General features: G+C 66.0%; 11 protein-coding genes and 1 pseudogene. 7 read left to right on the top strand and 5 right to left on the bottom strand.

What is annotated here, in order from left to right; all coding sequences use genetic code 11:
* Positions 1 to 2 precede the first annotated feature (2 nt).
* Positions 3 to 905, bottom strand: a complete 903-nt coding sequence (locus ACFULV_RS03520; protein ID WP_378652706.1) for an aminoglycoside phosphotransferase family protein — start codon at positions 903 to 905, stop codon at positions 3 to 5.
* 263 nt (positions 906 to 1,168) lie between these two features.
* Here ACFULV_RS03520 and ACFULV_RS03515 point away from each other — a divergent pair, with 263 nt between their 5' ends.
* Positions 1,169 to 1,969, top strand: coding sequence for a carbonic anhydrase (locus ACFULV_RS03515; protein WP_378652703.1), 801 nt, complete (start codon positions 1,169 to 1,171; stop codon positions 1,967 to 1,969).
* Between the two features lie 32 nt (positions 1,970 to 2,001).
* On the opposite strand, the gene ACFULV_RS03510 is transcribed toward ACFULV_RS03515, so the two are convergent.
* Positions 2,002 to 2,601 (bottom strand): TetR/AcrR family transcriptional regulator, encoded by a 600-nt coding sequence (locus tag ACFULV_RS03510; RefSeq protein ID WP_378629114.1) that lies wholly within the window; start codon positions 2,599 to 2,601, stop codon positions 2,002 to 2,004.
* Between the two features lie 78 nt (positions 2,602 to 2,679).
* Between ACFULV_RS03510 and ACFULV_RS03505 the strand changes: the two genes are divergently transcribed.
* From ACFULV_RS03505 to ACFULV_RS03495, 3 genes and pseudogenes are all read left to right on the top strand, one after another.
* On the top strand, positions 2,680 to 3,975 hold the full coding sequence (locus ACFULV_RS03505) for a DUF3533 domain-containing protein (protein WP_378652700.1): 1,296 nt from the start codon (positions 2,680 to 2,682) through the stop codon (positions 3,973 to 3,975).
* A gap of 29 nt (positions 3,976 to 4,004) precedes the next feature.
* Positions 4,005 to 5,815: pseudogene (locus ACFULV_RS03500) on the top strand (AMP-dependent synthetase/ligase).
* 133 nt (positions 5,816 to 5,948) lie between these two features.
* Positions 5,949 to 7,106 carry a fatty acid desaturase family protein gene (locus ACFULV_RS03495; RefSeq protein WP_378652698.1) on the top strand — a complete coding sequence of 386 codons (1,158 nt, stop codon included), beginning with the start codon at positions 5,949 to 5,951 and terminating at the stop codon, positions 7,104 to 7,106.
* Positions 7,107 to 7,527: 421 nt separating this feature from the next.
* Here ACFULV_RS03495 and ACFULV_RS03490 read toward each other — a convergent pair whose 3' ends face one another.
* Positions 7,528 to 8,709 (bottom strand): epoxide hydrolase family protein, encoded by a 1,182-nt coding sequence (locus ACFULV_RS03490; protein WP_378652695.1) that lies wholly within the window; start codon positions 8,707 to 8,709, stop codon positions 7,528 to 7,530.
* Positions 8,710 to 8,790: 81 nt separating this feature from the next.
* On the opposite strand from ACFULV_RS03490, the gene ACFULV_RS03485 reads away from it, so the two are divergent.
* From ACFULV_RS03485 to ACFULV_RS03475, 3 genes are all read left to right on the top strand, one after another.
* The gene (locus ACFULV_RS03485) at positions 8,791 to 9,366 is read left to right on the top strand and encodes a CGNR zinc finger domain-containing protein (RefSeq protein ID WP_378652692.1); all 576 of its coding nucleotides are present in this window, start codon (positions 8,791 to 8,793) and stop codon (positions 9,364 to 9,366) included.
* Between the two features lie 90 nt (positions 9,367 to 9,456).
* Positions 9,457 to 10,941 carry an FAD-dependent oxidoreductase gene (locus tag ACFULV_RS03480; protein ID WP_378652689.1) on the top strand — a complete coding sequence of 495 codons (1,485 nt, stop codon included), beginning with the start codon at positions 9,457 to 9,459 and terminating at the stop codon, positions 10,939 to 10,941.
* Positions 10,942 to 11,072: 131 nt separating this feature from the next.
* Positions 11,073 to 12,728: an AMP-binding protein gene (locus ACFULV_RS03475; RefSeq protein ID WP_378652686.1), complete on the top strand. Its 1,656-nt coding sequence runs from the start codon at positions 11,073 to 11,075 to the stop codon at positions 12,726 to 12,728.
* Positions 12,729 to 13,039: 311 nt separating this feature from the next.
* On the opposite strand, the gene ACFULV_RS03470 is transcribed toward ACFULV_RS03475, so the two are convergent.
* Positions 13,040 to 13,813, bottom strand: a complete 774-nt coding sequence (locus ACFULV_RS03470; RefSeq protein WP_378652683.1) for an SDR family NAD(P)-dependent oxidoreductase — start codon at positions 13,811 to 13,813, stop codon at positions 13,040 to 13,042.
* A gap of 73 nt (positions 13,814 to 13,886) precedes the next feature.
* On the bottom strand, positions 13,887 to 14,717 hold the full coding sequence (locus ACFULV_RS03465) for an SDR family NAD(P)-dependent oxidoreductase (RefSeq protein ID WP_378652681.1): 831 nt from the start codon (positions 14,715 to 14,717) through the stop codon (positions 13,887 to 13,889).
* Positions 14,718 to 14,725: the final 8 nt, after the last annotated feature.

Below are 14,725 nucleotides of genomic sequence, written 5' to 3'. Positions count from 1 at the left end.
TCTCACATCAGGACTTCGGCCAGCTGGTCGGTCGCCGCGATCAACCAGTCGGGATCGCCGTGACACCGACCCCACAGCGCCGCTTTGACCGCACGCACCTGCGCCCACCGGCGGGCACGATCACGGTCGATCTCCGCTGCCTCGCAATACAAGTCCAGCCCGCGTCGAACACCGGCACCAGGATCGGCGGCGAACAACAGCGGCGCGAACCGGTAACTGCGAAGAACGGTGATCGTGTCGTAGGCAGGATCACCGACGTATCCCTTGGGGTCGATCGCCAGCCAAGGCTCACGTTCACCTGCCAGCACATTCGCATCATGGAGGTCACCGTGGACGAGGGTCTCGGGCTGACCCGGACCGAGGTCACGCAAGGTCTCGAACGCGGCATCCAGAACGCGGCGGGGGAGTGGATCGCCCAGTTCGGCGGCCGTCGTGCGGATCTCGTCCGTCCAGTCGGCGACCAGGTCGCTCAAGCGCGGCAGCCCGACAGGGGCGTCGACAGCCAAGCGGCGGGACAGCTGCCCGAGTATGCCGACTGCCTCGTCGAAGTCGGTGATGTCGGCCAGACTTCGGTGGCCGGTGCGCTCGAGCAGCATCGCGAACCGTGCGTCATCACGGTCGAACAATTGCACCGCTCCCCGTCCTTTCCAGGTGGCGAACGCGTCCGGCTCGAACACGTTGCCCGGGTGCGGAAACGAGATCTTGACGACCGCGGGCGCCAGATCCGGACGCAACACCGGAATGACGACCCCGACGTGGCCGTGCATGAGCGGCCCGTCAGGCGTGCACGACCACCGTTGCAGTAACTCCTCCGCCAGTTGGGGCAGTCCCGCGATCCATGCCCGCCCGGGTTCGCCTTCGCGACTGATCGTCGCGCGGGCGAAGACCTGTGGAATCTCGATCATGATCCGACCCTAGGCGCCTAGCTCGAGCCGCGGCTACCGCCGATGTGACGTATCTCGCCGCCCTAGAGTCTGGTCTGCGCGATGACGAGCGGCATAGCCTGAGACCCCGCGCAGGGGCGAAATCTACTGCACTAGAAGGATATTCGGTGCAAACCGGACATTATCGGTCGGTGGACGACTCGCTGATTTCGACACGCGCACACTGCCGTCCCGGGACGTGTACCTCCGGGCCGACGGCAGAATCATGGCAAGGAGCTACACCGGTGCCGGTTCGTCACAATGACCTCAGCCCCGTCCTCACCCGCCGCGGCGCCCTCGCCGCACTGGCACTGCTCGCTGCCGCCGGTTGCGGCGGTTCGGTCGCGGCCACCACGGGCAAGCCGCACTGGGATTACGACGCCGAGGGTCCCGAGCACTGGGCCGACCTCGACCGCGGCTACTCGGCCTGCCGGGTCGGACACGCCCAATCGCCGATCGACCTGGACAGCCCCACCGAACTACACCCGTCCGACCACATCGAGATCGACTACCGCCCCATTCCGTCCGTGAACCTGCTCAACAACGGACACACCGTGCAGGTGAGCGCCCCGGCGGACTCCGGCAACCGCATCGTCGTCGACGGAACGCCGTTCACCCTGACCCAGTTTCACTTCCATCTCCCCAGCGAGCACACAGTCGACGGCGCCGAGACCGCCATGGAACTGCATTTCGTCCACACCGCCCAATCGGGCCGACTGGCCGTTCTCGCCGTCCTGCTGAACGCCCACACCGACCCCACCCCACTGAGTCGAATACTCACCGCCGCCCCGAACCGCTCAGGGCTCACCCGCGCGGTGACCACGGTCGATCCGCGTGAATTCCTCCCGGCCGACCGCGCCCAGTTCCGCTACCAGGGCTCTCTGACCACGCCCCCGTGCACCGAAGGCGTCGAGTGGATCGTGCTGCGCCACCCTGCGCCGGTCACCGTCCCTGATGTCGACAATTACCGCGCGCTGTTCCCGCACAGCAACCGACCCACCCAGCCGCGCAACGGTCGGCCGGTAGTCCTGGCCGGATCCAATTGAGCATTGGGCGCGCACGCCGCGTTCTGCGATCGTCAGCTGGGGGAGGACCGGGGGAGCAGGCCCAGGGTGAGGTGGCGGACCAGGTCGTCGAGTAGCTGTTCGGAGTCGTAGTCGGCGGTGTAGCCGGAGCCGACGAAGGTCGCCAAGCCCTGGAGTGCGGCCAGCGCGGTGACGCCGAGCCGTTTCGGGTCACCTGCCACGATCTCGCCGGCAGCCTGACCGTCGGCGATGAGGGTGATCGGCACCGCGAACGCCCGGTCGGCGGCCTGCTGGATATCAGCCGAGGTGGAGTTGTTTCGGCGCGCGAACATCAGCGGCAAGAGCTCGAGGTTGTCGACGGCGAATCGCAGGTAGGCATAGGCGACGGTTTGCAGGCGTGCCGTGATGGGTCCTTCGATCACGGCTTGTTCGAAGCAGGCGCCGAGGCGTTCGAGCCCGGTGACGGCGAGTGCGTCCAGGAGCGCCTGCTTGTCGCGGAAATGACGACTCGGCGCCGCATGGCTGACGCCGGTGTCGCGGGCCAGTTGACGCAGCGACAGCCCGTCCACGCCGGCCTCGCGCAGTGTCGCCTCGGCGCGCGTCAGCAGCGCGGCGCGGAGGTCTCCGTGGTGGTACGGGGTGTGCAGGGACATGGTACGAGCAGGATATCCGACGGACACCCAATGTTTGCGTTGACTACTTTGTTGTCGCTGACTACATTGACGATTGCCATGACTGACAACACCGCGCCCACCCGCACACAGCGCAACATGCCGATCCGCGAATGGCTGGCCCCGATCACCCTGGTCACCATCCTGGCGGCGCTGCTGGGCACCATGTACCTCGGCTACACCGCCGACCCCGAAAAGCACCTGCACGACTTCCCGATCGCCCTGGTCAACCAGGACGTCGGCGACACCGTCGGTGGCAAACCCGCCAACATCGGCGCACAGATCACCTCGGCGCTGAGCGACAACATCCCCGCCGACAAGATCGACTTGCGCCCACTCGGCATCAACGAAGCCCAGCAACAGCTGCAGAACGGCGAGGTCTACGGCGCCATCGTCATCCCCGGCGACTTCACCAAACGCGTCGCCATCCTCGGCGCCGCCTCGATCGTCCCCGGCCAGGTCGAGCAGCCCATCATCTCCGTGCTCACCAACCCGCGGGCAGGCACCCTCGCCGCACAGATCATGAACACCGTCGCCGACCAGGCCATGACACAGGTGAACAGCACTGTCGGCAAGCAACTCGCCGAACAGGTCCGCACCGCGGCCGGGGCCACACCACTCAGCGGCGCCGCACAGCTACAACTCGCCGAGCCGATCGACGTCGTCGTCACCGCCTACCACCCGCTCCCCGAAGGCACCGGCCAGGGCTTGGCCGCCTTCTTCTACACCCTGGTCCTGCTGATCGTCGGGTTCAGCGGCGCGATGATGATCAATTCACTCGTCGACGCCTCACTGGGCTATATCCCCGCCGAATACGGTCCATGGCACAAGGCCACCACCCCGGCCCCGATCAGCCGGTGGCGAACGCTGCTCATCAAATGGGGGATCGCCGCGATCAGCGCCCCGCTGGCCTCCGGCGTGTTCCTCGGCGTCGGCACCCTGCTGAACATGGCGATCGAGCGGCCACTGATGCTGTTCCTCTATGGCACACTGGCCATCGCCGCCATCGCGGTCACCGCCCTGTCGGTGATGGCCGCCTTCGGCACGGCAGGCCTGATGATCAACCTCATCGTGTTCGTGGTGCTCGGAATCCCGTCATCGTCGGGCACCATCCCGCTCGAGGCGACACCGCGCTGGATCGCCGACATGGCCACGTTCGAACCCATGCACCAGATCTACCTGGCCGTGCGCGCCATCCTGTTCTTCGACGGACACCTCGAAGCCGGCATGGCACAGGGTCTCTGGATGACCTGCGCGGGACTGGCGATCGGCCTGATCGTCGGCGCGGTCGCCACCAACACCTACGACCTGCGCGGCATGCTGCGACTCGGCATCGAGCACGCGCCCGCGCAGTAACTGATCACTCCATGTGGAAGGGCCCTGTGATGCATGAGTTCGAAGCCCCGGCTTCCTACACGATTCCCGAGCACGCGAACAATTCCGACAGTGTGTTCCTGCACGCCGAGCACTCGCCCCACACGGTGTTGTTCAACGTCTCCAACGGCAGCGGCGAACTCACCGACGTCACCGCGGCCGAGTTCGCCCGCACGGTCACCGACGTGGCGAAGGGTCTCATCTCCTCGGGCATCGAACCCGGTGACCGCGTAGCGATCATGGCACCCACCCGCTACGAGTGGGTCGTGCTCGACCACGCGATCTGGGCCACCGGCGGCTGCACCGTGGCCATCTACGACAGCTCCGCCGCCGAGCAGGCCAAATGGATCCTGCAGGACTCCGCGACGAAACTGCTCATCGTCGACAGCGACCAACACCGCCGGATCATCGAGGAGATCGACGACCGCGCCCTGCCCGACCTGCGAGAAATCCTGCAGATCGACAAAAGTGCCGTCGAGGAATTGATCACACGCGGGCCGACCTCGACGACGCGGCCGTGCACACCCGCCGAGCCGAGGTCGGCGCGAGCTCCCCGGCCACCCTGATCTACACCTCGGGCACCACCGGCCGCCCCAAAGGCGTGATCCTCACCCACGGGAACCTCTACGCCGAGTCGAAATCCGACCGAATCGCGCTGGGGGAGTTCGTCACCGAGGGCAACAAGACACTGATGTTCCTGCCACTCGCCCACGTCTTCGCGCGCGCGGTGACACTGGCCGCGCTCGACGCCAAGGTGGTCGTCGCGTTCAGCTCCGACTGGTCCACGCTGGTCGACCAGTTCGGCAGCTTCCGGCCGCATTTCATCCTGGCGGTGCCGCGAGTGTTCGAAAAGGTCTTCAACGGCGCCAAGCAGAAGGCACACGCCGGCGGTAAGGGAAAGATCTTCGACCTGGCCACCGAGACCGCCATCGCCTGGAGCGAAGCCCAGGACACCGGCGGCCCCGGAATCTTCCTCGGACTGCGTCACGCCCTGTTCGACAAACTCGTCTACCGCACGCTGCGTCTCGCGCTCGGCGGACGATGCGAGGCGGCGGTATCCGGTGGTGGGCCGCTCGGCGCGCGGCTCGGTCACTTCTTCCGCGGCGTCGGCATCCCCGTCTACGAGGGCTACGGACTCACCGAGACCACCGCGGCGATCACCGTGAACACCCCGGCCGATACCCGGGTCGGCACCGTCGGACGCCCGACCGAAGGCCACGCCGTCAAGATCGCCGACGACGGCGAATTGCTGCTACGCGGCCCTGTCGTGTTCCACGAATACTGGGGCAACCCACAGGCCACCGACGACGCCTTCGCCGACGGCTGGTTCCAGACCGGCGATCTCGGCAGCATCGACCGCGACGGCTACCTCACCATCACCGGCCGCAAGAAGGAAATCATCGTCACCGCGGGCGGAAAGAACGTTTCCCCGGGCCTGATGGAAGACTCGCTGCGCGCCCACCCGCTGATCAGCCAGGCGATGGTGGTCGGTGACGGCCGTCCGTTCGTCGGTGCCCTGATCACCCTCGACCCCGAAGCGCTCCCGGCGTGGAAGCAAAGCCACAACCTGCCCGCCGACACCACGAACGAGGCTCTGATCGACAACCCGGATCTCGTCGCGGAGATCGATGCGGCCCTCGCCGACACCAACAAGAAGGTGTCCCATGCCGAGGCGATCAAGAAGGTCCGCATTCTGCCCGTCGACTGGACCGAGGCCACCGGCGAACTGACACCGAAGATGTCGCTCAAGCGAGCAGAGGTCATGAAGAAGTACGCCACCGAGGTGGACAAGATCTATGAACCCGCCGCCAGTAGTCACTGACACCCAATCGGTGACTCCCGGCTGTTACGTCTAACTAAATACCGCGCACACCACCGAACCAACCCCTCGAGTTCGTATTCTCACCTGGACCGCGCCCGGCGCGCGGCACCGGAACAGGGGTTGAACACAGCAGATGGCTATATCTGACGTCGAGGCGTACACACATCTCTCGCCGACCGACATCGAAGAGTTCGGGCAACGCCTGGACGCGTTGCGCAGGCAGATCGAATCCAGCCTGGGTGAACGCGACGCGAAATACATCAAGACAGTCATCCGCGTTCAGCGAGCGTGCGAGATAGCCGCCCGGCTCGTGCTGATCGACTCGGGCCGGAAAAGCAGTTGGTGGTGGGGGACAGGCCTGCTCACCTTGTCGAAGGTGCTCGAGAACATGGAGATCGGGCACAACGTCATGCACGGCCAGTGGGACTGGATGAACGACCCGGAAATCCACTCCAGCACCTGGGAATGGGACCATTCCATGCCCGCCGCGCATTGGAAGGAAGCGCACAACTACCGCCACCACGTTTTCACCAATGTGCTCGGGCTCGACCCCGACGAAGGGTACGGGCTGCTCCGGATCACCCGTGACCGGCGCTGGCGTCCGTACCACCTGGGCAACTTCGTCTACCTGGTCCCCGTGTCACTGCTGTACGAGCTGGGTATGTGCGTGTACCACCTGGAGATCCCGCGCGTGCTGGCGGGCAAGAAGGACAAGAAGAAGTTCCGGCAGGCGCGCGACGAAATCGCTCAGAAGGCCGGTAAGCAGCTGCTCAAGGACTACGTGATCTTCCCGGCGATGACCGGTCGGAACTGGAAATCGACGATCCGCGCGAACGTCACCGCCAACCTCACCAAGAATGTGTGGGAGCAGATCATCACCTTCTGCGGACATTTCCCCGACGGCGCGGAGAAATTCACCAAGCGCGATATCGAGGGCGAGACCCGTGGCGAATGGTATCTGCGCCAATACCTGGGCAGCGCGAATATCGACGTCGGTCCCCTGATGCGCATCCTTTCCGGCACACTCAGCCATCAAATCGAACATCACCTGTTCCCGGACCTGCCGAGCAACCGGCTGCCCGAAATCCAGCGTGAAGTGCGCAAGCTCGCGGCCGAATATCGCCTGCCGTACACCACCGGCAGCCTGGTCCGTCAGTACGCGCTGACCTTGCGCACCATCGCCAAACTGTCGTTGCCCGATAAGTACCTCACCGCCGACGCCGACAACGCGCCGGAAACCAGCTCCGAAAAGGCCACCGAATCGCGCCGACTCGCCCCCGTTCTGGTCTGATCTCCATGGCGCACCGCATCACGGCGAAAAAGGCGATGCGGTGCGCCATCCAGGCCACCCTCAGTAGTTTCGTCACTGTGACAAAATATGGGCGGGGAAGTGGGAGGGGGAGTGCCGGGTTTCGGGCAGCCGGCCTGGTTCGCCGAGGGTGCGGGCCCAGATTCGCCGATAAGCACATTCAGGGCGAACGGTCATGAATCGGCCGAACCGAGAATTATCCGGATTCGTCAGCGTTCCTTCGGTGTCCCAAAATTTGGCTAGTCGAGCTTGCAAGTACCGAAGCGTCGGCACACACGCGCGGCAATGCCGAGAAGCGACAGTGAGCGCCTGTCAGCATGTGATGCAACTAGGCATGCACCGCAAACAACTGCAAAAACCCCTTCCGACAGGCCGCCTTCAAACGCCGATAATGCACATTATGTCAAGTAGTCCCTCTGCTGGCGGCCAGTACAGCTGCGAGACCTTCCCGCAGGTCCTCGACGAAGAACTCGGGAGCCTCGAGTGACGGGAAATGTCCCCCACTGTCGGGCGATCCCCAGTGGACGATCTGTCGATACCGCTCCTGTGCCCAGACCCGCGGACACTTCTCGATGTCACGTGGATACATGGTGATCGCCGACGGGACGTCGACGCGAAGTTCGGGATCGAGCGAATTGTGGCTTTCGTAGTAGATGCGGGCTGCCGATGCGCCGGTCCGCGTCAGCCAGTACAGGGTGACGTCGTCGAGAACGCGGTCGATGGAAAGCGTCTCGAACGGGCTGTCCTCGGTATCTGTCCATTCGGCGAACTTGTCGAGGATCCAGGCCAGGAGCCCGACCGGTGAGTCGACGAGCGAGTAACCGATGGTCTGTGGCCGGGTTGCCTGCTGCTTCGCGTATGCCGCGCGGTGGCGCCAGAAATCGCGAGTCTCCTCGATCCACGCGCGCTCGAGGTCTGTGAGCCCGTCTGTCGTCAACCCGGGCGGTGCCTCTGCGAACGTGGAGTGGATACCGAGAACATGCTCCGGGAATCTGCCACCGAGAACCGTGGTGATATTGCCGCCCCAGTCGCCGCCGTGGGCCACGAACTCGCGGTAGCCGAGCCTCCCCATGAGTTCCACCCAGGCTGCCGCGATCTTCTCGGTCCCCCACCCGGTGGTGGCCGGCTTGTCGCTGTAACCGAAGCCGGGTAGCGAGGGAACGACGACGTGGAACGCCGGCGCGTTCGCGTCGTTCGGATCTGCCAGTTCGTCCACTACATCGGTGAACTCGGCAATGCTGCCCGGCCAGCCGTGCGTCATGATCAGCGGCGTCGCGTCGGCTCGCGTGGATCGGCGGTGCAGGAAGTGGATTCCCAGATCGTCGATGGTTGTGCGGAACTGGCCGATCCGGTTGAGGCGCTCTTCGAACGACCGCCAGTTGTATTCGGTGCGCCAGTAGTTCACGACCTCGGCGAGATCGGCGAGCGGGACCCCCTGCTCCCATCGGCGCGGGTCGGGTGCGGCGCGATAGACCGTCTCGGGCTCCGGTAGTCGTGCCGCGGCCAGTCTGGCGCGCAGATCGTCGAGGTCGGCATCGGTTGCGTGGGCGTCGAATGCTTGCACGTCGCGGGTGGTACTGGGCACGAGACCTCCTGCACTTGATGAACCGGCTTAGACGGTTCTAACATGACCGGACGTCAGCGTGCAACCAGCTAAGGTGGTTCCATGCATGCTGAGTTCCCTGACTTCCGCCTCGGCACCGTGCTGGCGACCAGCTTCACAGCGACGCTGACGGAGCGCTCCGGCGACGCTGTGGAGCGCATCCCCACGCCGCAGCGGCTCGTCGACTGGCTCGCGGTGAGCGGCCTGGCCGTGAACTCCTGCACCACCGCCCAGCTCGAACTCGCGCGGGAATTGAGGGAGGCGATTCACCTCGTTGCGACAGCCACCGCGGTGCACGACACTCCCCCGGCCGCCGCAGTCCGAGTCATCAACGACCGCAGCTTTCAGGGCCGCGCGTCAGCGGTCCTGACGCCAGAGGGCAATCGGCACTGGCGACTCAACTCGGATTCCTGCGTCGAAGACGCACTGGGCGTGATCGCCGCCGATGCGATCAGCATCCTCGCCGGCGAGCGCGACGGAAAACTGGCTTTGTGCGCATCGCCGACCTGTCGAGCCGCCTTCTTCGACACCAGCCAGAGCCGCACCCGCAAATGGTGTGACATGAACACGTGCGGGAATCGTCAGAAGAAGGCGCGATTCAATGATCGAAAAGCAAGGTTGCCTGTAGCGAGCAGGTGATCAGCAGACGGTCTCCCGGTGGATGGACACTCCCCCGCCCGCGTGCGCGAGAACTCCTTAGCGTGCGCAGCACAGCGGATGGGAGTTGTAATGAGCACACACAATTCGGTGGCACCCGTCGATGCGGGCGATGTCGAGCAGGTCGACTACGAAACCGATGTTCTGATCGTTGGCTATGGGTGCGCGGGTGCGGCAGCGGCGCTCGAGTCGTCCGCCGCGGGCGCTGATGTCATCGTGCTGGAGAAGCTGGGTGGTGGCGGCGGGTCCTCCGCGCTGTCCGGTGGTGAGATGTATTTGGGCGGCGGCACCGAGGTCCAGCGGGCCTGCGGGTTCGACGACACCGCACAGGACATGGAAGCGTTCCTGCTGGCCGCGCTGGGGCCGGACGCCGACCGGGACAAGGTCGGCCTCTACAGCCGTGAGAGCGCGCGGCACTATCAGTGGCTCGTCGACCACGGCGTCCCGTTCAAACCTTCGCTGTGGGACTCGCCCACGTGGGTGCCGCCCACCGACGACGGTCTCATGTGGATGGGCGAAAAGGCCTGGCCCTTCGCCGATCTCGCGAAGCCGTCGCCGCGCGGACACCGGGTCACCTCCGACGGTTTCGGTGGCAAGGTGTTGATGCAGAAACTGTTCGAGGCCGTCGCCGCGACCGCGGTGACGGTGCACACCGACACCAACGCGATCCGGCTCGTCACCGAAGCCGGACGTGTGGTCGGTGTCGTGGCGAAGCAGTACGGCCGGTACTACACCTACCGTGCTCGACGTGGCGTCGTGTTGACCACGGGCGGGTTCGCCGACAATGCCGCGATGGTGGCTCAGCACGCACCGCAGCTGGTCGGGCTCGGCGTCAACAGTGACGGCGGTGACGACGGGCGCGGCATCGTGATGGCACAGGCCGCGGGTGCGGCGGTGCGGCACATGTCCGCCGCACAGGTCGGGATCTCCCTGATTCCGGGGATGATGGTGCGCGGCATGATCGTCGACGACCTCGGCAGGCGCTTCATCAACGAGGATGTCTATCCCGGGCTCGTCGGCCAGGCCGCGCTGTTCAAGCACGGCCTGAAGGTGTGGGTGATCCTGGACGAACAGGCCTACGAGGAAGTGCCGGAGAACGAGCGGTGGGGCGTTCAACCGCATTTCGTGGCCGAGACTCTCGACGATCTCGAACAGCAGATCGCGATGCCGCCCGGCGCGCTGGCGACGACGGTCGCCGAATACAACCGGCACGCGGCTGACGGGCAGGACCCCTACTTCCACAAGGCGGCGCACTGGTTGCGGCCGCTGCGGTCACCGTTCGCCGCGATCGACGTCCAGCGCGGCATCGCTCCGCCCGAGTACGGCGAAGCGGGCCGTGGCGGCGCTGAGGTGTTCACCATCGGTGGTCTGCACACGACGGTCGACGGCCAGGTTCTCGACTTGGACGGCGCACCGATCCCGGGTCTGTTCGCCGCGGGCAGAGCAACGTCGGGCTTGCATTCGTGGGGCTACATCAGCGGCACGTCGCTCGGTGACGGCACCTTCTTCGGTCGCCGCGCCGGTGTCGCCGCGGCCGCGCCCGCCGCGTCGTCCTGAACCGAGTCGGCGGCTACCGAAACAGGCAGTCTCAGCATGGCGATCCTCGAATCCGGGTTGGATCGGCTTGTCGTCGAAGATCATTGTGTGGTGAACGAGGGTTTCCTGAAACAGATCTACCCGAGGTCGGAATGACGGGCGTGCGCCGGGCGGATATCGCGTCCATGCTGCTCGACCGGGTCGGCGACCAGCGACTCGGCCTGCGCACCCGCGACACCGAGTGGAGCTGGGATGCGGTGGTTCGGGAGTCGGCTGCCCGTGCGGAGCTTGCCCGCACCCTGCGCCGTGACGGCCCGTTCCATATCGGGGTGCTGTTGGACAATGTGCCCGATTTCGTCTTCTGGCTGGGCGCGGCGGCTTTGGCGGGTGCGACGGTGGCGGGTCTCAATCCGACCCGGGGTGATGCCCAGTTGGCTGCCGATGTTCGGTATGTCGACTGTCAGCTGATCGTCACCGATGCCGTGGGGATGGCGCGGTTGCGGCAGCTGGATTTCGATCTGGCCGAGGATCGGTTCCTGCTGGTCGATGATCCCGGCTATGGCGCCCGGATCGATGCCTGCCAGGTGGAGCCTGCGGCGGTGGGTGGGCCGGACTCGTTGCTGCTGTTGCTGTTCACGTCCGGCACCACTGGTGCGTCGAAGGCGGTGCGGTGCACCCAGCGCCGACTGTCGGCGGTCGCGTACGCGGCGACGGCGAAGTTCGGGCATGTGCGCGAGGACGTGGACTATTGCTGTATGCCGCTGTTTCACGGCAATGCGATCATGGCGTTGTGGGCGCCTGCGTTGTCGGTCGGTGCGACGGTCTGCCTGACGCCGAAATTCTCTGCGTCGCAGTTCCTTCCGGATGTTCGCTACTTCGGGGCGACCTATTTCACCTATGTCGGCAAGGCGCTGGGGTATCTGCTGGCCACGCCCGAAACCGCAACGGATTCCGACAATTCGCTGGTGCGCGGATTCGGTACCGAGGCGTCGGTGGCCGATCAGGACGAGTTCCGCCGCCGCTTCGACGCGAAGCTGTTCGAGGGATACGGCTCCAGTGAGGGCCCGAGCCTGGCCGCCCTGGATCCGGCCGCACCGCCCGCTGCGCTCGGCAGGCCGGCGCATCCCGGTGTGGCGGTGGTGAATCCGGATTCGTTGCGGGAGTGCGCGCGGGCCGAGCTCGACGAGTACGGCCGGGTACGCAATCCTGATGAGGCCATCGGGGAGATGATCGACAAGGCCGGTGCGCTCGCGTTCGAGGGCTATTACAAGAACGAGGTCGCTGATGCCGACCGCCTCCGCAACGGCTGGTATTGGACCGGGGATCTCGGCTATATCGACACCGGCGGATTCCTGTACTTCGCCGGCCGCAAGGGCGATTGGATCCGGGTGGACGGTGAGAACACCTCGGCGCTGATGATCGAGCAGGTTCTGCGTCGCTATCCCGCTGTCATCGCCGCCGCGGTGTTCGGGGTGCCCGATCCGCGTTCGGGCGATCAGGTGATGGCCGCCGTCGAGGTCGCCGATCCGGGTGGTTTCGATGTCGACGCGTTCACCGAATTCCTCTGTGCGCAGTCCGATCTCGGCGGCAAGGGTCTCCCCCGGCTGCTGCGCGTCTCGGCGAATCTGCCGGTGACGGGGTCGAACAAGGTGCTCAAACGCGACCTGCAAGAACAGGCGTGGCGCACCGATGAACCGGTGTATCGGTGGGTGGGGCGTGGCCGGCCGGTCTACGAGCGCATGACCGAGGCGGACCGGCAGGCGGTGGAGTCGGAGTTCGCCGCGCACGGCAGGCAGCGCATGTTGTGATCAGCTCTGCCTGCGAGACTCAGGTGAGTAGCCGGATCAGACCGCCTGCCAGGTAGGTCACCTGGTCGTCGAAGAAGTGGATCAGGTCGCCGACGCCGGCTCCGTCGTCGGTGCGGCCGCGAACGGAATCCTCATCGCCTACGAATGCAGTGGGCGCGCCGGGATACGGGGCGCGTGGATCTCGACGGTGTCGCAGACGCGTTCACGACCCTGCGTACCCCACAGGATCACGTGAAAATCATCGTCCGGCCCGGCCTTTCCGCGGGCTGACTCCACCGAATGCGGGCAGACCGGGTCTGCCCGCATTCGGTTCAGATGCCGAAACCGCCGGAGACCGACAGTTGCTGGCCGGTGATGTACCCGGCCTGTTCGGAGGCCAGGAACACGCAGGCGGCGCCGATGTCGGCCGCCGTGCCCCATCGCTTCATCGGCACGAAGCGGCGGGCTTCGGCCTCCCAGGCCGCGTCGACCACACCCGCGGCCTTCAGTTCGAGGAACATGCCTGCCTCGATGACTCCGACCAGCACCGAGTTGGCGCGGATATTGTGCCTGCCTTCCTCTTTCGCGATCCCGCGGACCAGCGCCTCGTTGGCGGCCTTGGGCAGCACGGACAGACCGTCGAGCCGGGGCCACCACCGATCACCGGCGGAGCCGAGGTGGATCACCGAGCCGCCGCCGTGTTCGCGCAGATGCGGTAGCACGGCGTGCACGGCGGTGAACATGCCGAGCGCTTCCACCTCGATCGACTGCCGGTAGCGGTCGGGTTCGGTGTCGGCGAGGGTGATCTGGTCGACGACCGGGCCGGCACCCCACACGAGCGTGCGGATCCGTCCGTGCTCGGCGATCACCTCCGCGATCACCCGGTCGACGGCGGCTGCGTCGCGGACATCGACCTGATGGGCGCTGGCCCGCACGCCGAGCTCACGCAATTCGGTCACGGTGGTCTCGGCGACGGATTGTTTGCTGCGGTAGCAGATCGCCACGTCACCGCCCGCCCGTGCGAAGTCCGCGGCGACGGTTCGGCCGAGGCCGCCACTGCCACCGAAGATCAGCGTGACACCGTCGAGAAGAGTCAGTTGCATCATGGGGGAAAGCTAGCGGCGCCGCGTCTTTCGCCACATGCGGGTCTCCCGCACAGCGGGAGCCACGGCTCCTGCCTCAACGGACGCCGAAGAGCGCGCCGCCACCGAACGCCGCGCGATGTGAGACCGGTTGTCCGCCATCGAGATCGGTGATCCCGTAGTCGACGGCGGCCTCGGCTGTGATCACCGTGCTACCGCTGCGCGCGCCGACCTGTGGATCGGTGGCCAGGGCCAGAACGACCCGGCCGACGAATTCCGGTGTCTCCGCGCCGGCGATCGGGAACCCCTCGATGTCTTCGACACCCATCGCCAGTACCTGCTCGGTGCGCACGATGCCGGGCCACAGCGACAGCGTGCTCACGCCGGTGTCGCGCAGTTCCACGGCCATGTCGGCCGCCATCTTGTCCAGGCCGGCCTTCGACATTCCGTACAGCACCGAGTGCAGGTAGCCGCGGGTGCCGAACGAGGAGATGTTGGCGATGACGCCGCTACCGCGAGGCACCATGAGCCGTGCCGCTTCGACCGAGGCCACGTAGTGCGCCCGCAGGCCGACACCGATCAGGGTGTCCCAGTCGGCGACGGGCCGTCGCCAGAACGGATCACTGAATCCGGCGAAACCGTCGGGATTGGCCCAGACGTTGTTGACCAGCAGGTCGAGCCCGCCCTGTTCGGCGGCGATGCGGGTGAACACCGCGGCGATCTGCGCGTCGTCGCGATGGTCGCAGCGCACGGCGATGCCGGCGCCGCCGCGAGCGCTCACCTCGGCGGCCGCGACCTCCAGGGGGCCGCCGTCACCTTCGGTGCCGCGCCCGGTCAGATACACCGTCCAGCCCGCTGCGCCCAGTGCCAGCGCGATTCCCTTGCCGACGCCACGGCTGGCGCCGGTCACCAGAGCGATCTTCGACATGTCCGCTC

Source organism: Nocardia sp. NPDC057272, from assembly GCF_042668615.1.
Lineage (GTDB): Bacteria > Actinomycetota > Actinomycetes > Mycobacteriales > Mycobacteriaceae > Nocardia.
The sequence above is the reverse complement of the archived record's forward strand: the minus strand, read 5'-3'. Positions and strand labels throughout refer to the sequence as shown.